Genomic DNA, 21933 nt, shown 5'->3' on the forward strand with positions numbered 1-21933 from the left:
CCGCATCGCGCACGTCGGTTCGTACCGGGAGCGGTGCCCGCCGCACCGCGGCTCAGACGATGCCCTCCGCGAAATCCGCCTGGTCCCGGCCGCTGCCGTAGGCGGCCGAGGGCGTGCCGTACGACCGGCGGGCGACGAACCACCAGACGGTGGCGAGGACCAGCACCACGGCGAGGGCGACGGAGGCGTAGTTCATCGTGCCCACCGTGACCGGTGACGCCTGCGGCAGACAGAACAGGACGGTCACGCACGCCACCCACCCGACCGCGATCCACCCCACCGGTCTGCTCCAGCGGCCCAGGTGCCACGGCCCCGGCCGGAAGCGGTCGCCCGCGCGCAGCCGCAGCAGGACGGGGATGGCGTAGGCGGGGGTGATGCCGATGACGTTGATGGCGGTCACCGCGTTGTACGCCGTCGCCGAGTACAGCGACGGCAGCGCGAGCACGCAGGCCACGCTCACCGACAGCCACACGGCGGCGACCGGGGTCTGGGTGCGTCCGCTCACCTTGCGCCACAGGTGCGAGCCGGGCAGCGCGCCGTCCCGGCTGAAGGCGAACACCATCCGGCTGGCCGCGGCGACCTCGGCGTTCCCGCAGAACAGCTGGGCGACGATCACGACGAGCAGCAGGGCGCTGGCGCCGTCGGTGCCGAGACCGTCCAGCATGATCTGCGCGGGCGGCACCCCGGTGTCCGTGGTGCGCGTGGCGTCGTAGTCCTGGATGGCGAAGGTCAGTCCGGCCAGCAGTACGAAGCCCGCGAGCCAGGACACCCAGATGGCGCGGACGATGCCCCGGGCGGCGGCCACCGAGGCGTGCGAGGTCTCCTCCGACAGATGGGCGGAGGCGTCGTACCCGGAGAAGGTGTACTGCGCGAGCAGCAGGCCGATCGCCGCCACGTACACCTGGTTGTCCCAGCCGGTCTCGTTGACGAACTCGGTGAACACGAAGGACGCCGAGCGGTGCCGGTCCGGGACGATCACCAGTGCCCCCACGATCAGCGCCACGCCCGCCAGGTGCCACCACACGCTGACCGAGTTCAGCAGGCTGACCAGACGCACGCCGAACAGGTTCAGCACCGCGTGCAGCAGCAGGATGACGCAGAAGATCAGCATGGTCGTGCCGGGCGTCGGCGTGAAGCCCCACTGGAGGTTGGCGAACGCCCCGGCGAACAGGGCCGCGCCGTAGTCGATGCCGGCGATCGCGCCGAGCAGGCCGAGCAGGTTCAGCCAGCCGGTGTACCAGCCCCAGCGCCGGCCGCCGAGCCGGTCGGCCATGTAGTACAGGGCGCCGGAGGTCGGATAGGCGCTGGTCACCTCGGCGAGCGCGAGGCCGACGCACAGCACGAACAGGCCCACGCCCGCCCAGCCCCACAGCATCACGGCCGGGCCGCCGGTGTTCAGCCCGAAGCCGTACAGGGTCATGCAGCCGGACAGGATCGAGATCACCGAGAAGCTGATCGCGAAGTTGCCGAAGCCGCCCATCCGGCGGGCCAGCACCGGCCGGTAGCCGAGTTCGCGCAGGCGCTGCTCCTCGTCCTGCTGCGGCAGCCCGGGGGAGGGCACGGGCGAGGGATCGGGGGTGGGTGACACGCGGGAGACCTCCGGATCGTGGTTGCCGAACGGTGTCGAACTGACTGCCGCTACCCGGTGTTCGGGGACCGGCGCCCTCGGCGGCGGCCCGGCGGCGGCCCCCGGCGTTCAGGGACCGGCGCCCTCGGCGGCGGCCCGGCAGCGGTCCCGGGCCTGTGTGAAGACCTCCACCGCGCGCTCCCGGTCCCGGGTGCGGTACATCCACGGCGGCGGGGTGAAGTAGGGGCCGATCGCCTCGAACACCCGCGCCCCGTCCCGGAACCGGAGGGAACCCCACAGCGCGTGGGCCAGATGGTTGAGGTCCGGCAGCGCGCGCTCCCCGGGCAGCGTCCGGTCGAACCAGCACTCCAGCGCCCACCGCGCCTCCCGGGCCGCCTCCTCCACCACCCAGTGCAGGTCCAGCGCCGCGTCCTGCCCGCTGTCCCGGCGGTACCGCTCCACCCGTACGTACAGCGGCAGCAGGTGCAGCGCCGAGCCGGGCGGTGCCTGGGCCGCCGCCCACTGCGCGTACCCGGACGCCTCGGTGAGCCGCCCCGACCCGCCGCGCACGTACAGGAACTGCAGCATCCGGTGGTGGGCCTCGCGGTTGAACGGGTCGCGCCGGTCCGCCTCGGCCAGCAGCCCCCAGGGGCCCGGCGGCAGCATCGGCTCCGGCGGGGCGGCCCGGTGCTCCTCCCAGCGCTGCTCCGGGTCGAGCTGGGCCAGGGCCAGCAGACACACCCAGGGCACCGGGTCCCGGGGCGCGGCCACGGTGGCCGTCTGGGCCGCGTCCCACGCCTCGATCCACAACTCGTGGGTGCGCCGGTGCCGTTCCCGCCGGGCCCGCAGCGCCCGCTCCACGCCGACCCGGGCGAGCATCACCGTCGCGTGGGCGCTGTCCGGCTCCTCGGCGAGCCAGGCCCGCACCACGTCGGTGCCGGCCGCGGCCGTCGCCAGGACCTGGGTGCGCTGGGTCCAGCGCGGCCATTCGGCGGTCTCCGCCAGCAGGGTGCGCATGGCCATCCAGCGGCCGGTGCGCAGCTCCTGGAGCGCGGCCCGCAGCGCGTGATCGGGGCCGGCGGGGTCGTAGGAGGGGCGGGCTCCGTCCCTGGCCATCAGCCGCCCCCCGGCCGCAGGCGCACCTGACGTAGCAACGGCCCTCCCCTGGGCGGTGAAGCAGTGGTCTCGCGTGGTCGGCGGTCACTATAGAGGTGACCGTTCTCCCTATCCATTGTTGCCAAGTCAACCACCAGGTATGGGAGTTGGCCTACTCGGCGGTAGGCGGCCGGTGCCGCGTCCGGCCACCGGCGAGGACGGGCCGCGCCCCGGCCGGAAGAGCTTGACGCCGGGCCCGCGCGACGGCAGGCTGGCGCGGTGATCTTCAGGGCCGGAGCAGTGGTCCTCAGGGCCGGGGCAGTGGTCTTCAGGGCCGGAGCGGAGGACGCGCGATGACGGGGCCGGTGCTCGCCGTCGACCAGGGCACGTCCGGCACCAAGGCGCTCGTCGTCTGCCCCGAACGCGGCGTCCTCGGCACCGGTTTCGCCGAGGTGCGCCCCCGCCACCTGCCCGGCGGCCTGGTCGAGGCGGACCCGGGCGAGCTGTACGACTCGGTGGTCGAGGCCGGCCGGCGCGCGCTCGCCGAGGCCGGCGAGGACGTCGTCGCCCTCGGCCTCGCCAACCAGGGCGAGACCGTCCTCGCCTGGGACCCGGACACCGGCCGCCCGCTCACCGACGCCCTGGTCTGGCAGGACCGGCGCGCCGACACCCTCTGCGCGGAACTCTCCGGCCATGCCGAGGAGTTGCGGCAGCTGACCGGGCTGCCCCTCGATCCGTACTTCGCCGCGCCCAAGATGGCCTGGGTCCGCCGCCACCTCACCCGCGACGGCGTCGTCACCACCTCGGACGCCTGGCTGGTGCACCGCCTCACCGGCGCCCTCGCCACCGACGCCGCCACCGCCGGCCGCACCCAGCTGCTCGACCTGGACCGCACCGAGTGGTCCCCGCGCGCCCTGGACCTCTTCGGCCTGACCGGCGAACGCCTGCCCGAGATCACCGACAACGCCCAACCCGTCGGCACCACCACCGCGTTCGGCCCCGAGATCCCGCTCACCGCCCTGATCGTGGACCAGCAGGCCGCCCTGTTCGCCCAGCGGATCACCGGCCCCGGCACCGCCAAGTGCACCTACGGCACCGGCGCGTTCCTGCTCGCGCACACCGGGGACCGGCCCCGGCGCGGCGCGTCCGGCCTGGTCTCCTGCGTGGCCTGGCGGCTCGCCGGGGAGACCGGCTACTGCCTGGACGGCCAGGTCTACACGGCCGCCTCCGCGGTCCGCTGGCTCACCGGCCTCGGCGTCCTCTCCTCCGCCGCCGACCTCGACCCCGTCGGCGGCAGCGTCCCCGACAGCGGCGGGGTCACCTTCGTCCCCGCCCTCGCCGGGCTCGCCGCCCCCTGGTGGCGCGGCGACCTGCGCGGCTCGCTCACCGGCCTCGGCCTCGACACCACCGCCGGGCACCTGGTGCGCGCCCTGTGCGAGGGCATCGCCGCCCAGGTCGCCGAGCTGGCCGAGGCCGCCGCCGGCGAACTGGGCGCCCCGCTGGACACGCTCCGCGTCGACGGCGGCCTCACCCGCTCCGCGCTGCTCATGCAGACCCAGGCCGACCTGCTGCAACGCCCGGTCGAGGTGTCCGCGCTGCCCGACGCCACCGCGCTCGGCGCCGCCGCCCTCGCCCGCCTCGGCGCGGATCCCGGGCTGCGCGTCGAGGACGCCCTGCCCGACGGGAAGCCAGCCGCCGTGTACGAGCCCCGCATCCCGGCCGGCCAGGCCGCCGAACGCCGCGACCGGTTCCGCGCCGCCGTCGCCGCCCTCCTCGGCCCGTGACCGTCACCGCGACCGGACCGCTCCCGCGGACGCCGTACGACGTGGCGATCGTCGGAGCCGGCGTGGTCGGCTGCGCCATCGCCCGCGAACTCGCCCGCCACCCCCGGCTGCGCGTCGCCCTCGTCGAGGCCCAGGACGACGTCGGCCAGGGCACCTCCAAGGCCAACACCGCGATCCTGCACACCGGTTTCGACGCCACCCCGGGCACCCTGGAGGCCCGGCTGGTCCGCGAGGGCCACACCCTGCTCGGCGCCTACGCCGCCCGGAGCGGCATCCCCGTCGAACGGGTCGGCGCCCTGCTGGTCGCCTGGGACGGGGAGCAGCTCGCCGCCCTGCCCCGGCTGGCCCGGAAGGCCGAGGACAACGGCTGCCACGACACCGCCCTGCTCGGCCCCGAGGAGCTGTACACCCGCGAACCGCACCTCGGCCCCGGCGCGCTCGGCGCCCTGCACGTCCCCGGCGAGAGCGTCATCTGCCCCTGGACGACCACCCTGGCCTACGCCACCCAGGCGGTCCGCGCCGGCACCGACCTGCACCTGAACACCGCCGTGCGGGACGTGGCCTGGGACGGCGGACACCGGCTGACCACCAGCCGGGGCACCCTGTACGCCCGCCACCTGGTCAACGCGGCCGGACTGCACGCCGACTCCCTGGACCGCGCCCTCGGCCACGACGACTTCACCGTCACCCCGCGCCGCGGCCAGCTCCTGGTCTACGACACGTTCGCCCGCCCCCTGGTGCGGCACATCCTGCTGCCCGTGCCGACCGCCCTCGGCAAGGGCGTCCTGGTCGCGCCCACCGTCCACGGCAACGTCCTGCTCGGCCCCACCGCCGAGGACCTGCACGACAAGCACGCCACCGAATCCACCGCCGAGGGCCTTGCCGCCCTGCGGGAGAAGGGACGGCGCATCCTCCCCGCCCTGGTGGAGGAGGAGGTCACCGCCGTCTACGCCGGGCTGCGCGCGGCCACCGGGCACGAGGACTACCGCATCACCGCCCACCCCGGGCAGGCGTACGTCACCGTCGGAGGCATCCGCTCCACCGGACTGACCGCCTCGATGGCCATCGCCGCCCACGTCACCGGGCTGCTGGCCGGCGCCGGGCTCGACCCCGGCCCGGTACGCGAACCCGGGTCGGTGACCCTGCCCGACCTCGGCGAGACCTCCACCCGGCCCTGCCGGCGGGCCGACCTGGTCGCCGCCGACCCCGAGTACGGCATGCTGGTCTGCCACTGCGAGCGCGTCTCCCGGGGCGAGATCCGCGACGCCCTCGCCAGTACGATCCCGCCGCGCGGCCTGCAGGGCCTGCGCCGCCGCACCCGCGCCGGGGCCGGCCGCTGCCAGGGCTTCTACTGCGGGGCGGCGGTCCGCGAGCTGTTCGAACGGGGAACGGGGTCATGACCGCCGTGCGGCACGTGGACGTCCTCGTCGTCGGCGCCGGTCCCGCCGGGCTCACCGCCGCCGCACGGCTGGCCGCGGCCGGCGCCGGGCGGGTGGAGGTGCTGGAGCGCGAGCCCGAACCCGGCGGCGTGCCCCGGCACAGCGCCCACCGCGGCTTCGGCACCCCGACCCGCCCGCTCACCGGCCCCCGCTACGCCCGGCTGCTCACCGAGGCCGCCGACCAGGCCGGCGCCACCCTGCGCACCGGGGTGACGGCACTGGACTGGGCACCCAGGGGACCCGTGCTCACCACCGTCGGCCCCGGCGGCCCGGAGACCGTCCGGGCCCGGGCGGTCGTCCTCGCCACCGGCGCCCGCGAACGCCCCCGCGCCGCCCGACTGGTGCCCGGCACCCGCCCCGCCGGCGTCTACACCACCGGCGAACTCCAGCGGGCCGTCCACCTGTTCGGGCAGCACATCGGCACCCGCGCGGTCGTCGTCGGCGCCGAGGACGTCTCCTACGCGGCGGCCGGCACCCTGCGCGCTGCCGGCACCGAGGTGGTCGCCCTGGTCACGGAAGACCCGCGGGCCCACACCGGCCGCGCCCGCGCCCAGGCGGCCCGGCTGTACCACGGCATCCCCCTGCTGACCTCCGCCACGGTCACCGAACTCCTCGGCCGCGGACGGCTGTCCGGCGTCCGGGTCCGCCACCGCGACGGCCGTACGGCGGTCCTGCCCTGCGACACCGTGGTCTTCACCGGCGACTTCGTACCCGACCACGAACTGGCCCGGCGCGGCGGTCTCGTCCTCGACCCCGGCACCCGCGGCCCCGCGACCGACGGCACCTGGCACACCTCGCGCCCCGGTGTCTTCGCCGCCGGCGACCTGCTGCACGCCGTGGAGCCCGCCCGCACCGCGGCCCTGGAGGGCGCCCGGGCGGCCCGCGCGGTCCTGGACCACCTGGCGGGCGCGCCCTGGCCGGACCCCGGGGTGCCCGTCCTGGTGTCCGCGCCGCTGCGCTGGATCACCCCGAACCGCGTCACCCCCGGGGCCCGGCCGGACCGCCACCTCCTGCGCACCGGCACCCCGCCGCCCCGCCCGGTCCTGTACGTCCACCAGGACGGCCGCCTCCTGCACCGCGCCCGGCCCGTCCCCCGAGCCGCCCTCGCGCACCACACCCTGACCCTCACCGCCCGCTGGCACGACCGCGTCGACCCCGGGGGCGGACCGGTACGGGTGAGCACCGGCTGAGCGCGGCGGGCCGCGGGCGCCTCAGATGACCTTCAGCCGCACCAGCGCCCCCAGCGTCACCGCCCCCGGCAGCAGCGGCAGCCACACGGTGATGATCCGGTAGGCCAGGACCACCGCCGTGGCCACCGCGGCCGGGCCGCCCACCGCGACCAGGGCCACGATCAGCGCCGCCTCCACGGAACCGAGCCCGCCGGGCGTGGGCACCAGGGCCACCGCGACCGTCGCCGCGAGATAGGCGAGCGCCGTGTGGGCGGGCGGCACCGGCAGTCCCAGCGCCCGGCCGACCGCGGCCAGCCCGGCCGCCTGGAGCGCGGGGAAGGCCAGCGAGCCGCCCCACAGCGCCAGCGCCCGGGCGGGCCGGGCGTGCACCGACCGCGCCTCGCCCAGGGCCTCCCGCACGAAGGACCGGACCCGCGCGCGCAGCGGCCGTACCAGGGCCAGGCCGGCGGCCGCCAGGAGCAGCAGGCCCGCGGCGACCGGCAGCACCGGCGCCGGGTGGTCCGGCAGCAGCGCCCCGGGCCGCAGCGCGCCCGGGAAGGCGATCAGCAGCGCGGCCAGCAGACCGAGCCGGCCCACGGACTCGGCCAGCAGATACAGGGCGAGCGCGGCCGAGGACCGGGCGAGCGGCACCCCGCACACGGTCATGAAGCGCAGGTTCACGGCGCCCGCGCCGAGCCCCGTGGGCAGCAGGTGGTTGGCGGCGCCCGCCGCGAACTGGGTGGCCAGCAGCCGGCCCTTCGGCAGCGGCTGCACCACCGCGCCCTGCCGGGTGACGGCCGCGGCCACCCAGGTCAGACAGGTGACGCCGGCCGCGACGAGCAGCCACGGCCAGGACGCGGTGCGCAACTGGCCGAAGCCCTCGGCGAGCAGGGCGCGGTGCCGTACGGCGGCCACGGCGACCAGCGCGAGCGGCACCAGGCACAGCACCCGGCGGACGGGGACGCGGCGGGGGATCGTCACGGCACCCGAGGATGGCCGCGCCGTCCGAACCCCGGGTGAAAAACCGCCGACCTTGACCTCAACGAAGCTTGAGGTCCTACCGTCGTCGGCATGAGCATGGAGACCACCGCCTGGACGCAGCTGCACAGCGTGATGAACGCGCAGTCCCAGCGTCGCCCGTTCGCCCGCGCCACGCTGCGCCGGATCGCCGCCTTCGCCCGCCCGCACCGCGCCGGCATCGCCCGGTTCGTACTGATCGGGGTGGTGACCGCGCTGCTCGCCGTCGCCACCCCCGTGCTCGCCGGACGCGTCGTCGACGCGATCGTGGCGGGGCACGACTCCGCCCGAGTGATCCGGCTCTCCCTGCTCATCGCGCTCGTCGCGCTCGCCGAGGCGGGGCTCGGCATCCTCGGCCGGCGCCTGTCGGCGACGCTCGGGGAGGGACTCATCCTCGACCTCAGAACGGCTGTGTTCGATCATGTGCAGCGCATGCCTGTCGCGTTCTTCACACGTACCCGTACGGGAGCGCTGGTCAGCCGGCTCAACAACGACGTGATCGGCGCCCAGCGGGCCTTCGCCAACACCCTGTCCGGCGTCGTCAGCAACCTCGTCACGCTGCTGCTCACGCTCGCCGTCATGCTGACCCTGTCCTGGCAGATCACCCTGCTCGCGCTGATGCTGCTGCCGGTGTTCGTGCTGCCCGCCCGCCGCATGGGCAGCCGGATGGCCCGGATGCAGCGGGAGGCGGCGGCCCTGAACGCGGCCATGGGCACCCGGATGACCGAGCGGTTCTCCGCCCCCGGCGCCACCCTGGTCAAGCTGTTCGGCCGCCCGGAGGAGGAGTCCGCGGAGTTCGCCGCCCGCGCCGCCCGGGTCCGGGACATCGGCGTCCGCACCGCCACCGCCCAGTCCGTCTTCATCACCTCCCTCACCCTGGTCTCCGCCCTCGCCCTGGCCCTCGTCTACGGCCTCGGCGGCTGGTTCGCCCTGCACGGCACCCTGGAGCCCGGCGCGGTCGTCTCCCTCGCCCTGCTGCTGACCCGGCTGTACGCCCCGCTGACCGCGCTCGCCGGGGCCCGGGTCGAGGTGATGAGCGCGCTCGTCAGCTTCGAGCGGGTCTTCGAGGTGCTGGACCTGAGGCCCCTCATCGAGGAGAAGCCGGACGCCCGCGAGGTCCCCGAGGGCCCGGTCGCCGTCGAGTTCGACGACGTCCGCTTCGCCTACCCGGCCGCCGACCAGGTCTCCCTCGCCTCCCTGGAGGAGGTCGCCGCGCTCGACACCCGCGGCGGCACCGAGGTGCTGCACGGCATCTCCTTCCGCGCCGAACCCGGTCAGACCGTCGCCCTCGTCGGCTCCTCCGGCGCCGGCAAGTCCACCATCGCCCAGCTGCTGCCGCGCCTGTACGACGTCGACGCCGGCGCGGTCCGTATCGGCGGGGTCGACGTCCGCGACCTCACCTCCGCCTCGCTGCGCGCCACCCTCGGCATGGTCACCCAGGACGGCCACCTCTTCCACGACACCGTCCGCGCCAACCTGCTGCTCGCCCGCCCCGACGCCACCGACGAGGAGCTGTGGGACGCCCTCGGCCGGGCCCGGCTCACCGACGTCGTACGCTCCCTGCCCGACGGCCTGGACACGGTCGTCGGCGAGCGCGGCTACCGGCTCTCCGGCGGCGAACGCCAGCGCATGACCATCGCCCGGCTGCTGCTGGCCCGCCAGCGCGTGGTCATCCTGGACGAGGCCACCGCCCACCTGGACAACACCTCCGAGGCGGCCGTGCAGGAGGCGCTCGCCGAGGCGCTTCAGGGCCGTACCGCCGTGGTCATCGCCCACCGTCTGTCCACCGTCCGCGCCGCCGACCAGATCCTGGTCGTGGAGTCCGGCCGCATCGTGGAACGCGGCACCCACGACGAGCTGCTGGCGGCGGGAGGACGCTACGCCGAGCTGCACCGCACCCAGTTCGCGACCCGCGGCGAACCGACGGCGGCGATGGCACCGCCGGCCGGCTGAGCGGTACCGGCACCGCGCCGGACGGGTGCCGGTACCCGTGAGGCGGGGGTGACCGGATACGCGGCGGGACGTGTGAGGCGGGGGCGACTGGATACGCGGTGGGAATGGCAGCATCGTCCGTCCGGAAGGTCATCCCCGCCCATGACCAGCGCACCCCACCACTCCGAGGTCACCCTCCGGGTCAACGGCAAACCCCACACCCTGCGCGTCGACAACCGGCGCGTCCTGCTGGACCTCCTGCGTGAGGACCTGGAGCTCACCGGCTCCAAGAAGGGCTGCGACCACGGCCAGTGCGGCGCCTGCACCGTGCTGGCCGACGGCCGCCGCGTCAACAGCTGTCTGCTGCTCGCGGTCACCCTCGACGGCAGCGAGATCACCACCGTCGAGGGCCTCGGCGGCGACGGCGAGGAACCGCACCCGCTCCAGCGGGCCTTCCTGGACCGCGACGCCTTCCAGTGCGGCTACTGCACCCCCGGCCAGCTCTGCTCCGCCGTGGGCCTGCTCGCCGAGGCCGCGGCCGGCCACCCCTCCCACGTCACCGACCCCGCCGCCCCCTCCGGCCGGCCCGTCCCGCTGGACCGGACCGAGATCCGCGAGCGGATGAGCGGCAACATCTGCCGCTGCGGCGCCTACCCCCGCATCGTCGAGGCGATCGAGGACGTGATCGAGTGAACGGTTTCGGATACCTGCGCCCCGGCACCCTCCAGGAGGCCGCCGAGGCATACGCCGCCCACCCCGGCGCCCGCTACCTGGCCGGCGGCACCAACCTGGTCGACCTGGTCAAACTCGGCGTGGAACAACCCACCGTCCTCATCGACGTGGGCCGGCTGCCGCTGGACACCATCGAGGAACTGCCCGACGGCTCGCTGCGCGCCGGCGCCACCGTCCGCAACAGCGACCTCGCCGCCGACCCGCGCGTGCGCGACCGCTGGCCCGCCCTGTCCCAGGCCCTCCTCTCGGGCGCCTCCGCCCAGCTGCGCAACGCCGCCACCACCGGCGGCAACCTCCTCCAGCGCACCCGCTGCCCCTACTTCCAGGACCTGGGCAAGCCCTGCAACAAGCGGGAACCGGGCAGCGGCTGCGGCGCCCGCGACGGCGTCCACCGCGACCACGCCGTCCTCGGCCACTCCGCGCAGTGCATCGCCACCCACCCCTCCGACATGGCCGTCGCCCTCGCCGCCCTCGACGCCCAGGTGGAGCTGTACGGCCCCGAGGGCACCCGCCGGCTGCCCGTGGCCGACTTCCACCGGCTGCCCGGCGAACACCCCGAACGCGACACCTGGATCCGCCCCGGCGAACTGATCACCGCCGTGCTGCTCCCGGCCGCCACCGCCGGCGTGCCCTCCGCCTACCGCAAGGCCCGGGACCGGGCGTCGTACGCCTTCGCCCTCGCCTCCGTCGCCGTCGCGCTGCGCGTCGCGGACGGGATCGTCGACCAGGTCGGCATCGCCTTCGGCGGGCTCGCCCACCGCCCCTGGCGGGCCCGGCACACCGAACTCGCCCTGCTCGGCGCCCCCGCCACACCGGACGCCTTCGAAGGAGCCGTCGCCCTCGAACTCGCGCACGCCGAGCCCCTGCGGGACAACGCCTACAAGGTGTCCCTCGCCCGCAACCTCGCCCTGGACGTCCTGAACCGTCTCGCCCCGGCCACCGCGACGGCCTGAGCCGACCCAGGAGGACCCCCATGACCGGTACGACCGGTACGACCGGCACCGCCCTGGGTGCCCCCGCCGAGCGCCGCGAAGGACGCCAGAAGGTCACCGGCGCCGCCCGCTACGCCGCCGAGTACACCCTGCCCGGCCGGGCTTACGCCTGGCCCGTGCCCGCCGCGATCGCCCACGGCCGGGTCACCTCCGTCGACACCTCCGCGGCCCTCGCCCTGCCCGGCGTCCTCGCCGTCCTCACCCCCGGCGACGCCCCCCGGCTCGCCGAACCCGAGGACCACACGCTCGCCCTGCTGCAGAACCCGAAGGTGCCGCACCGCGGCTGGTGCGTGGCCCTGGCGGTCGCCGACACCCTGGAGACGGCACGCGCCGCCGCCGGCGCGGTCCGCGTCCACTACGCCCCCGAACCCCACGACGTCACCCTCGTCCCCGGCCACCCGGACGCCTACGAACCCGAGGAGGTCGGCGGCGGCTACCCCGGCCGGCTCGAACAGGGCGACCCCGCGGCCGCCTACGCCGCCGCCGAGGTCCGCCTCGACGTCACCTACCGGGTGCCGCCGCTGCACAACCACCCCATGGAACCGCACGCCAGCACCGCCCACTGGGACGGCGACCGGCTCACCGTGTACACCTCCAGCCAGGGCGGCAGCACCGTGCGGACCGTGCTCGCCGGGCTGTTCGAGCTGCCCGAGGACCACGTCACCGCCGTCACCGAACACGTCGGCGGCGGCTTCGGCTCCAAGGGCACCCCACGCCCCGACGTCGTCCTCGCCGCCCTGGCAGCCCGCCGCACCGGCCGCCCCGTCACCGTCGCCTACCCCCGCCGGTACCTGCCCACCACCGTCGGCCACCGCGCCCCCACCGTGCAGCGGCTGCGGCTCGGCGCGCACCCCGACGGCCGGCTCACCGCCCTGCTGCACGAGGTCACCACCCACACCAGCCGGGTCCGCGAGTTCGTCGAACAGGCCGCGGTGCCCTCCCGCGTCATGTACGCCACCCCGGCCCTGCTCAGCACCCACCGGGTGACCGCGCTCGACGTCCCCAGCCCGTCCTGGATGCGCGCCCCCGGCGAGGCCCCCGGCATGTACGCCCTGGAGTCGGCCGTCGACGAACTCGCCGACGCCCTCGGCATCGACCCGGTGGAGCTGCGCGTACGCAACGAACCCGACCGGGAACCGGGCAGCGGCAAACCGTTCAGCAGCCGCAGCCTCGTCGGGTGCCTGCGCGAGGGCGCCCGCCGCTTCGGCTGGGACGGACGCGACCCGCGCCCCGGGGCGCGCCGCGAAGGCCCGTGGCTGACCGGCACCGGAGTGGCCGCGGCCACCTACCCGGCCGCCGCCCAGCCGTCCGCCGCGGCGGCCCGCGCGCTGCCCGACGGCACCTTCACCATCCGGATCAACGCCACCGACATCGGCACCGGCGCCCGTACCGTCCTCGCCCAGATCGCCGCCGACACGCTCGGCGCGCCCCTGGACCGGGTCCGCGTCGAGATCGGGCACAGCGACCTGCCGTACGCCTGGCTGGCCGGCGGCTCCATGGGCACCGCCTCCTGGGGCTGGCCCGTCCACGACGCCTGCGCCGAACTGGCCTCCCGCCTGGCCGCGCACCCCGGGCCGCTGCCCGCCGAGGGCATCGAGACCCGCGCGGACACCACCGGGAAGGCCGGCGCCGACAGCCCCTTCGCCAAGCACGCGTTCGGCGCCCACTTCGCCGAGGTCGCCGTCGACACCGTCACCGGCGAGATCCGGGTCCGCCGGCTGCTCGGCGTCTACGCCGCCGGCCGCATCCTCAACGCCCGCACCGCCCGCTCCCAGTTCACCGGCGGCATGGTCATGGGCCTCGGCATGGCCCTGACCGAACACAGCACCCTGGACCCGGCGTTCGGCGACTTCCCCGAGGCCGACCTCGCCTCCTACCACGTGCCCGTGCACGCCGACGTCCCCGACATCGAGGCCCACTGGATCGAGGAGGACGACCCCCACCTCAACCCCATGGGCAGCAAGGGCATCGGCGAGATCGGCATCGTCGGCACCGCCGCCGCCCTCGGCAACGCCGTCCACCACGCCACCGGCATCCGCTTCCGCGAACTCCCCCTCACCCCCGACCGGGTCCTGGCCGGCCTGCTCTCCGAGGGGTGACGGTGACCGGGCCCGCCTGGGAGTACGACGGCTACCGGCCCGGCGAGGAACGCCTGCGGGAGTCCCTGTGCACCCTCGGCAACGGCTACTTCGCCACCCGCGGCGCGCTGCCCGAGTGCACCGCCGACGACATCCACTACCCCGGCACCTACGCGGCCGGCTGCTACAACCGCCTCACCTCCGAGGTCGCCGGGCGCCGGGTCGAGAACGAGGACATGGTCAACCTCCCCAACTGGCTGCTCCTGCGCTTCCGGCCGGCCGGCGGCGACTGGCTCACCCCGGACACCACCCCCGTCACCGAGCACCACCAGGTCCTCCACCTCGACCCCGGGACCCTGGAGCGCCGCACCCGCTACCCGCTCGGCGGCGGCGCGAGCCTGCTCGTCCGGCAGCTGCGCCTGGTCCACCTGGCCGACCCCCATCTCGCCGCGCTGCGCACCGAGTTCACCGCCGAGGGCGAACCCCTCGACCTGGAGGTGGAGGCCGCCCTCGACGGGCGCGTCACCAACTCCGGCGTCGCCCGCTACCGGCAGCTGGACGGCCGGCACCTCACCCGGGTCGAAGCCGGTGCCGCCGCCCCCGGCACGGTCTGGCTGCGCTGCCACACCCGCGCCTCCGACATCGGCTTCGGCCTGGCCGCCCGGCTCACCGCGCGGGCCCCGGTCCGGCACGCCGCCGAGGACCGCCGCGCCGTGCAGCGGCTGACGCTGCGCCTCCTGCCCGGCCGGACCGCCACCGTGGACAAGACCGTCGCCCTGCACACCTCCCGCGACCCGGCCATCAGCGACCCGCTGTGCGCGGCCCTCGACCGCACCGCCGGGGCGCCCCCGTTCGAGACGCTGCTGGAGGCCCACCGCACCGCCTGGCAGCAGCTGTGGCGGCGCACCGCGCTCGACGTGCCCGGCGAGGCGGGCAGCATCCTGCGCCTGCACCTGTTCCACGTGCTGCAGACCCTCTCCCCGCACACCGCCGACCTGGACGTGGGCGTACCCGCCCGGGGACTGCACGGCGAGGCCTACCGGGGCCATGTCTTCTGGGACGAACTCTTCGTCCTGCCCTACCTGAACCTGCACCTGCCCGAGGTCTCCCGGGCCCTGCTGCGCTACCGCCACCGCCGGCTGGACGCCGCCTGCCACGCCGCCGCCGCGCTCGGCCGGCGCGGCGCGCTCTACCCCTGGCAGAGCGGCAGCGACGGCCGCGAGGAGACCCAGCAACTGCACCTCAACCCGCGCTCCGGCCGCTGGCTGCCCGACCACTCCCGGCTCCAGCACCACGTCGGCTCCGCCGTGGCGTACAACATCTGGCAGTACTGCGAGGCGACCGGCGACACCGATTTCCGGCACGGCGAGGGCGCCGAGATGCTGCTCCAGATCGCCCGCTTCTGGGCGGACTCGGCCGTCTGGGACGACCACCTCGGCCGCTACCGCATCCGGGGCGTGGTCGGCCCCGACGAGTACCACGACGCCTACCCCGGCGCCGCCCGCCCCGGCCTGGACGACAACGCCTACACCAACGTCACCGCCGCCTGGGTGCTCGGCCGCGCCCTGGAACTGCTGGCCGGCCTGCCCGAACCGCGCCGCCGCGAACTGACCGAGTACTCCGGCCTCGCCGACGACGAGCCCGCCCGCTGGGAGCAGGTCTCCCACCGGCTGCACATCCCCTTCCACGACGGCGTGATCAGCCAGTTCGACGGCTACGCCGACCTGGCCGAACTCGACTGGGACGGCTACCGCAAGCGGTACGACGACATCCGGCGCCTGGACCGGATCCTGGAGGCCGAGGGCGACACCGTCAACCGCTACAAGGCGTCCAAGCAGGCCGACGTCCTGATGCTCGGCTACCTCTTCTCGCCCGGCGAACTGCGCGGCCTGTTCCAGCGCCTGGGGCACCGGCTGGACGAGCACACCTGGACCGCGACCGTCGACCACTATCTGCACCGCACCAGCCACGGCTCCACCCTCAGCGGCCTGGTCCACGGCTGGATCCTGGCCCGCGCCCGCCGCGCCGACGCCTGGCGGTTCGTGCAGGAGGCGCTGCGCGGCGACATCGCCGACCTCCAGGGCGGCACCACCGGCGAGGGCGTCCACCTCGGCGCGATGGCCGGCACCCTCGACCTCGTCCAGCGCGGACTGACCGGCCTGGAGACCCGCGGCGCCCTGTGCCTGGACCCGGTCCCGCTGCCCGAGCTGTCCTCCTACGGCTTCTCCCTGCGCTACCACGGCCACTGGGGCGTACGGCTGCGGCTGCGCAGCGGCCTGCTGGAGATCGCCGTACCGGCCTCCGACCGCTCACCCATCGACATCCGGCTGCGCGACCGGGTGGTGCCGGTCGGCCCGGGGGAGACGGCCCGGCTGGTACTGCCGGACTGAGCCGCTCCGGGCGCGTCCGGCTCGACAATCCCGGACGGAGCAGTAGATTTCCAGCCACCGTTTCGACAGGCCGCCCGGCAGCCGGGGGCACAGGACGAGCCAGACGGGGGCACCCGATGAGCCAGCACGACGGGGCCGTGCTCCGCGGCTTCCGCACCGGTGACGGACCGGGCGTGGTGGAGGCGTGGCGCCGCAGCGCGCCGGCCGACCCCCTCACCCCCGGCCGGTTCCGCTCCCTGGTCCTGCTGGACGCCAACTTCGACCCGGAAGGGCTCCGGGTCGCCGTGACCGGCGGCCGGGTCGTCGGCGCCGCCTACGCGGTGCGCCGGCTGATCCCGCAGACCGGCACCGACCTGGAACCCGAGCAGGGCTGGATCCCGTTCTTCTTCGTCGACCCCGCCGCCCGCGGACGCGGCCTCGGCCGACGGCTGCTCACCGACGCCCTCGACTGGCTGCACGGCCACGGCCGCACCCGGGTCGACTTCGCGTCGTACACCCCGAACTACCTCCTGCCCGGCCTGGACACCGGCACCTACCCGGAAGCGGCCGGGCTCCTCGCCTCGCTGGGCTTCCACACGCTGTACGAGGCGGCGGCGATGGACCGCGGCCTGGTCGGCTACCGCCTCCCGGACGAGATCGCCCGCCGCCGGGACGACCTGACGGCCCGCGGCTACCGGTTCACCACCCCGGCCGACGACGACCTGGTGGACCTCATCGCGCTCGCCGGGGGCCACTTCCACGCCGACTGGGCCCGCGCGATCCGCGAGTGCTGCGCCGCGGGCACCCCACTGGACCGGATCGTCATCGCCCGCGACCCCTCGGGCCGGCCGGCCGGCTGGGCGATGCACGGGGCGTACGAGGGAGCCGTCGAGCGGTTCGGCCCCTTCGGGGTGCGCGCGGACCTGCGCGGTACCGGCCTCGGCAAGGTCCTCCTCCACCTGGTCCTGGAACGGATGCGGGCGCACGGCGCGCACGGCGCCTGGTTCCTGTGGACCGGCGAGGACTCCCCGGCGGGCCACCTGTACCGCGCGGCCGGCTTCACCACGACCCGGGTGTTCCGCGTACTGCGCCGCGAGGCCGCCCGGTGACGCCGAGCCGCCGGCACTTCGCGCTCGCCCTGCCCTCGGCGCTGCTCGCCGCCGGCTGCGCCGCCCCGCACCGGGGCACCGGGCGGCCCGGCGACCCCATCGTCCTCACCCTGCTGTCCCACTACGCGAGCGGCACCCTCCGCCAGGCCCTCCAGGGACCGGTCGACGAGTGGAACGCCACCCACGACCGGGTCAAGGTCCGCACCAAGGCCGTCGAGTTCACCGACCTGCTGACCACGTTCATGGTCCGGCAGGCCGCGGGCCAGGGCGCCGACATCCTCCACCCCTACTGCCTGTGGAACGGCCAGCTGGTGCGCGCCGGAGTGCTGCGGCCCGCGCCGCCCGAGCACGCCGAGCGGATCCGGCGCGACTGGGGCGAGGCCGCCGTCGGCGCCGTGACGGTGGACGGCACGGTCTACGGCTACCCCACCGAGGCCCAGACGTACGCCCTCTACTACAACCGGCGGCTGCTGCGCGAGGCCGGCGTCGACGGCCCGCCCGCCGCCTGGCCGGAGCTGGAGGACGCCGCCTACCGCACCACCCGCCGCGACCGGTACGGCAACCCCCTCGTCCAGGGTTTCGGGCTGTCGGCGAACGACGACGCCACCACCGTCGGCCAGACCCTCGCCCTGCTGCACGCCGCCGGCGGACGCTTCGTCACCCCCGACGGCAGGTCCACCGCCATCGACTCGCCGGCCGGCCGCGCCGTGCTCGCCCTCGAACACCGGCTCGTCACCCGCGGGGCGAGCGCCCCCGCCGTCAACGTCTACCAGGCCTTTCCGTCCGGGCGGGTGGCCATGGTGGTCGGCGCCGGCTGGTGGACCGGGAGCCTTCGGCCCCTGATGGGCGGCGACTACCGGGACGTCGGCGTCGCCCCCGTGCCCGCGCCCGCGCCGGGCGCCCGGCCCGCCACCCTCGCCACCGGCTTCATGCTCGGCGTCAACACGGCCAGCCGGCACCCGCGCGAGGCCTGGGAGTTCCTGCGCTGGCTCAACGCCGACCGGGTGACCACGCCGAAGGGCGCCGCGGCCACCCGGATGAGCGCCCTCCAGGTCTCCGTGGGCACGCTCACCGCCCGCGCCGACGACATGCGCGGGCTCCTCGGCACGGGCGGCGACCCGAACCTGCGCCCGTTCCTGGACGCCCTGGACTACGCCGTGCCGGAGCCGAACGGGCCGGGCGCGGCCCGGGCCAAGACGCTGCTGCGCAAGAACATCGAGGCGCTGTGGACCGGCCGGCAGTCGGTCGAGGAGACGCTGCGCACCACCCGCCGCCAGGTCGACCAGGAGGTGTCCCGGCCATGGTGAACGTCCTGACCCCGCAGACGCCCGAGCGGGCACCGGACCCGCTGCCCGGCGCGCCCGCCGGGCACGGCCGCCGCCGGGGCCGGCACCGCGAGACGGCCGTCGCCTACCTCTTCCTGGCCCCGGCGCTGCTGTTCTTCGCGGTCTTCCTGCTCCTGCCGCTCGGCTTCGCGCTGCTGCTGTCGGTCTCCCGCTGGACCGGCTTCGACCTCGGCGCGATCGAATTGGTGGGCCCCGACAACTTCGCCGCCCTCTTCGCCGACGGGTCGACGTTCCTGGTGCCGGTCCTCACCAACACGCTGCTGTTCGCGCTGGGCACCGTGGCGCTGGCCCTCACCGGCTCGGTGGTCGTCGCCACGTGCGTCGACCGGCTGCGGTTCCAGGGGCTGTGGCGCACCCTGCACTTCCTGCCGATCGTCACGACCGTCGTCGCCGTCGGCAACGTCTGGAAGTACATGTACGAGCCGGGCGGCCTGGCCAACGGCGTCCTCAACGCCCTCGGGCTCGGCTCGGTGGCCTTCCTCCAGGACCCGGACACCGCGCTGCCCTCGGTCGTCGTCGTCCAGGCCTGGGCCTCGCTCGGCTCGGCGATCCTCGTGCTGACCGCCGGACTGAAGTCCGTCCCCGCCTCCTACCACGAGGCCGCCGCGCTGGACGGCGCCGGACCCGGCACCGTCTTCTGGCGGATCACCCTGCCGCTGCTGCGGCCGTCCCTGCTGTTCGTGTGCGTCACCCAGTTCCTCACCGGCCTGCAGTCCTTCGCGCTGATCACCGTGATGACCAGGGGCGGCCCGGGCGACGCGACCAACGTGGCCGCGCTGGAGATGTACCGGCGGGCCTTCGACCACGGCGACTGGGGCACGGCGAGCGCCGCCGCGTTCGTGCTGTTCGCCGTGGTCCTCGTGGTCACCCTGGCCCAGCTGTGGGTCTTCCGCCGGGCGGGGGAGGACGCGTGAGGCCGCGCCGCCTCCCCTGGCTGTCGTACCTGGTCGTGGCGACCGGCGCCCTGCTCACGGTGGTGCCGTTCCTGGACATGGTGATGACGTCCTTCAAGGGGCCCGGTGAGGCGGGCACCCTGCCGTACCGGTTCTGGCCGAAGGCGTTCGCGCTGTCCAACTACCGGGCGGCCATCGGCCAGTTGAACCTTCCGGTGCTCTTCCGCAACAGCGTCGTCGTCACCACCGTGATCACCGCGTCGGTGCTGCTCACCTCCTCGCTCGCGGGCTACGCGCTGGCCAGACTCCGCTTCCCCGGACGGGACCTCGTCTTCCGGCTGGTGCTGGCGACCATGATGTTCCCGCCGTTCCTCTTCCTCATCCCGCGCTTCCTGATCCTGGTGCACTGGCCGCTGGCGGGCGGCAACGACCTGCTCGGGCGCGGCGGCGCCGGCCTGACCGTCAGCATCGCGGCCCTCGCCGTGCCGTTCCTGGTCAACGGCTTCGGGATCTTCCTGACCCGCCAGTTCATGCTGTCCCTGCCCGACGAGGTCCTGGAGGCAGCCCGCATCGACGGGGCCGGCGAGTTCACGGTGTGGTGGCGGATCGTGCTCCCGCAGACCAAGCCGGTCCTGGTCACCCTCGGGCTGCTGACCTTCGTCGACAGCTGGAACGAGTACATCTGGGCGCTGCTCGTCTCCACCGCCAACCCGGACCTGATGACCCTGCCGGTCGGCGTCCAGCTGCTGCGCGACCACGTCGACCCGGCCCGTACGATGCCCGTCGTCATGGCCGGACTCGTGCTGAGCGTCCTGCCGGTGCTGGTGCTGTTCCTGCTGCTGCAGAAGCACTACATCCGCGGCGTCATGCTCAGCGGCCTCAAGTGACGAGGGGCGCCCCGCGGGCATCACGGCACGGACACACCGCCGTCCGTGATCTCGACGCCGGTGACCGGCCGGTCCACCATGGGGGACCGGTCGAGGACGAGAGGAGCTGTGCGCACATGGGGGTGAGCGACGCGCCCTTGCGCGTCCTGGCCGTGGACGACGAACGACCCGCGCTCGACGAACTGCTGTACCTGCTGGGCGAGGACCCCCGGGTCGGCACGGCCGTGCCCGCGCGGGACGCCACCGAGGCGCTGCGCCGGCTGGACGACGCCCTCGCCCGGGACCCGGGCGGCCCCGAGGGCTTCGACGTCGTCTTCCTCGACATCGGCATGCCCGGCCTGAGCGGCCTCGAACTGGCCCGCACCCTCGGCGGGTCCACCGCACCACCGCTGATCGTCTTCGTCACCGCCTACGAGGACTTCGCCGTACGCGCCTTCGACCTCAAGGCGGTGGACTACCTGCTCAAACCGCTGCGCAAGGAGCGCTTCGCCGAGGCCGTACGGCGCGTCGCCGAACTGGTCCGGGCCGGTCAGGGACCCCGCCCGGCCGGACCCCCGGCGCCCGCGCCCACCCCGCCCGGCACCGGCGGCCACGTACCCGTGGAACTGGGCGGGGTGACCCGGTTCGTGCCCCTCGCCGACATCACCCATGTCGAGGCGCAGGGCGACTACGCGCGGCTGCACACCGGTGAGGGCAGCCATCTGGTGCGGATCCCGCTGTCCACCCTGGAGGAACAGTGGCGCGCGCACGGCTTCGTACGGATCCACCGCAGCCGGCTGGTCGCCCTCGGCCGGATCGAGGAACTCCGGGTGGAGGGCGGCAACCTGACGGTCCGGATCGGTGACCGGACGCTCGCCGTCAGCCGCCGCAACGCCCGCGACCTGCGCGACCTGCTGACCGGCCGCGCGACGGGCCGGGCACGCTGAGCGAAGCCCTCAACCGCCTTGCCCAGGTGTTAGGTTGGGCCTCATGGACGCAGGCAACCTCGCCCGGGCGGAGACGGACGGGCCCCCGGCGCTCCCCGCGCGGCACGGCACGTTCTTTGTCGACAAGGACTTCACGGTGCCCCGCGCCGAGGTCTTCCGCGGCTTCGCCGAACCCTCCCTGCGCCGCCGCTGGTTCCGGCTCCCCGGCCCCTCCGGCACCGCCGGACACGACCTGGACTTCCGGGTCGGCGGCGGCGAGAGCGCCGGTAACGTCTTCGTCTCCGGCGACACCGAGGAACGCCTCGCCTACCGCTCCCGCTTCCTGGACATCGTCCCGGACACCCGGATCGTGTACGTCTACGAGGCCGAGGTCGACGGCGTCCGCCGCTGGATCTCCCTCGTCACCGTCGAACTCACCGACGATCCCGCCGGCTGCCGTCTGACCTGGACCGAGCAGTACACCTGGCTCGTGCCCACCGGCGACGGCGAGCACGACGCCGCCCATCTGCGCGGCGGCACCCGCCTGCTGCTCAACGGCCTGTCCACGGTGGTGAACCCGGACCGCTACGCCGGCCTCGTGCGCCATCCCGCGTCGTAG

The 21933-nt window shown here is 75.1% G+C and carries 17 protein-coding genes; 14 read left to right on the top strand and 3 right to left on the bottom strand.

Translation table 11 applies throughout. The features are described from left to right. Positions 1 to 52: 52 nt before the first annotated feature. Positions 53 to 1588 carry an amino acid permease gene (locus HB370_RS34465; RefSeq protein WP_051815915.1) on the bottom strand — a complete coding sequence of 512 codons (1536 nt, stop codon included), beginning with the start codon at positions 1586 to 1588 and terminating at the stop codon, positions 53 to 55. Positions 1589 to 1696: 108 nt separating this feature from the next. Then, positions 1697 to 2683 carry a hypothetical protein gene (locus HB370_RS34470; protein ID WP_030786702.1) on the bottom strand — a complete coding sequence of 329 codons (987 nt, stop codon included), beginning with the start codon at positions 2681 to 2683 and terminating at the stop codon, positions 1697 to 1699. Between the two features lie 332 nt (positions 2684 to 3015). Here HB370_RS34470 and HB370_RS34475 point away from each other — a divergent pair, with 332 nt between their 5' ends. Genes HB370_RS34475 through HB370_RS34485 form a run of 3 tightly spaced genes read left to right on the top strand, consistent with a single transcriptional unit; the run spans position 3016 to position 7075 of the window. Next, entirely contained in the window at positions 3016 to 4446 is a 1431-nt protein-coding gene (locus HB370_RS34475; protein WP_030786699.1) for an FGGY family carbohydrate kinase, read from the top strand. After that, positions 4443 to 5846, top strand: coding sequence for an FAD-dependent oxidoreductase (locus HB370_RS34480; RefSeq protein WP_030786697.1), 1404 nt, complete (start codon positions 4443 to 4445; stop codon positions 5844 to 5846). Before HB370_RS34475 ends, HB370_RS34480 begins: the two co-directional genes overlap by 4 nt. Beyond that, complete coding sequence (locus tag HB370_RS34485) at positions 5843 to 7075, top strand: FAD-dependent oxidoreductase (RefSeq protein ID WP_030786694.1); 1233 nt, start codon at positions 5843 to 5845, stop codon at positions 7073 to 7075. Before HB370_RS34480 ends, HB370_RS34485 begins: the two co-directional genes overlap by 4 nt. Positions 7076 to 7096: 21 nt before the next feature. On the opposite strand, the gene HB370_RS34490 is transcribed toward HB370_RS34485, so the two are convergent. Continuing rightward, a complete protein-coding gene (locus HB370_RS34490; protein ID WP_030786691.1) occupies positions 7097 to 8035 on the bottom strand; it encodes a lysylphosphatidylglycerol synthase transmembrane domain-containing protein in 939 nt (312 codons plus the stop codon). Positions 8036 to 8131: 96 nt separating this feature from the next. Between HB370_RS34490 and HB370_RS34495 the strand changes: the two genes are divergently transcribed. The 11 genes from HB370_RS34495 (at position 8132) to HB370_RS34545 (ending at position 21933) form a co-directional block, all read left to right on the top strand. Continuing rightward, a complete protein-coding gene (locus HB370_RS34495; protein ID WP_037702299.1) occupies positions 8132 to 10024 on the top strand; it encodes an ABC transporter ATP-binding protein in 1893 nt (630 codons plus the stop codon). A gap of 141 nt (positions 10025 to 10165) precedes the next feature. Beyond that, a complete protein-coding gene (locus tag HB370_RS34500) occupies positions 10166 to 10696 on the top strand; it encodes a 2Fe-2S iron-sulfur cluster-binding protein (RefSeq protein WP_030786685.1) in 531 nt (176 codons plus the stop codon). Further along, on the top strand, positions 10693 to 11688 hold the full coding sequence (locus HB370_RS34505; RefSeq protein ID WP_030786682.1) for a xanthine dehydrogenase family protein subunit M: 996 nt from the start codon (positions 10693 to 10695) through the stop codon (positions 11686 to 11688). Before HB370_RS34500 ends, HB370_RS34505 begins: the two co-directional genes overlap by 4 nt. Positions 11689 to 11708: 20 nt before the next feature. Continuing rightward, positions 11709 to 13826 carry a xanthine dehydrogenase family protein molybdopterin-binding subunit gene (locus HB370_RS34510; RefSeq protein WP_030786680.1) on the top strand — a complete coding sequence of 706 codons (2118 nt, stop codon included), beginning with the start codon at positions 11709 to 11711 and terminating at the stop codon, positions 13824 to 13826. Between the two features lie 2 nt (positions 13827 to 13828). Beyond that, positions 13829 to 16195, top strand: coding sequence for a glycosyl hydrolase family 65 protein (locus HB370_RS34515; protein WP_106980715.1), 2367 nt, complete (start codon positions 13829 to 13831; stop codon positions 16193 to 16195). A gap of 116 nt (positions 16196 to 16311) precedes the next feature. Then, the gene (locus HB370_RS34520; protein WP_030786675.1) at positions 16312 to 17283 is read left to right on the top strand and encodes a GNAT family N-acetyltransferase; all 972 of its coding nucleotides are present in this window, start codon (positions 16312 to 16314) and stop codon (positions 17281 to 17283) included. Continuing rightward, positions 17280 to 18590, top strand: coding sequence for an extracellular solute-binding protein (locus HB370_RS34525; protein WP_030786671.1), 1311 nt, complete (start codon positions 17280 to 17282; stop codon positions 18588 to 18590). The genes HB370_RS34520 and HB370_RS34525 overlap by 4 nt, the downstream gene beginning before the upstream one ends. Next, positions 18584 to 19543, top strand: coding sequence for a sugar ABC transporter permease (locus HB370_RS34530; RefSeq protein WP_030786669.1), 960 nt, complete (start codon positions 18584 to 18586; stop codon positions 19541 to 19543). The genes HB370_RS34525 and HB370_RS34530 overlap by 7 nt, the downstream gene beginning before the upstream one ends. Continuing rightward, positions 19540 to 20409: a carbohydrate ABC transporter permease gene (locus tag HB370_RS34535; protein WP_030786666.1), complete on the top strand. Its 870-nt coding sequence runs from the start codon at positions 19540 to 19542 to the stop codon at positions 20407 to 20409. Before HB370_RS34530 ends, HB370_RS34535 begins: the two co-directional genes overlap by 4 nt. A 116-nt stretch (positions 20410 to 20525) precedes the next feature. Next, positions 20526 to 21335 carry a LytTR family DNA-binding domain-containing protein gene (locus HB370_RS34540; protein WP_030786663.1) on the top strand — a complete coding sequence of 270 codons (810 nt, stop codon included), beginning with the start codon at positions 20526 to 20528 and terminating at the stop codon, positions 21333 to 21335. A gap of 43 nt (positions 21336 to 21378) precedes the next feature. After that, positions 21379 to 21933, top strand: coding sequence for an SRPBCC domain-containing protein (locus HB370_RS34545; RefSeq protein ID WP_037702297.1), 555 nt, complete (start codon positions 21379 to 21381; stop codon positions 21931 to 21933).

It is taken from the genome of Streptomyces sp. DSM 40868 (assembly GCF_011820545.1).
Classification (GTDB): domain Bacteria; phylum Actinomycetota; class Actinomycetes; order Streptomycetales; family Streptomycetaceae; genus Streptomyces; species Streptomyces eurythermus.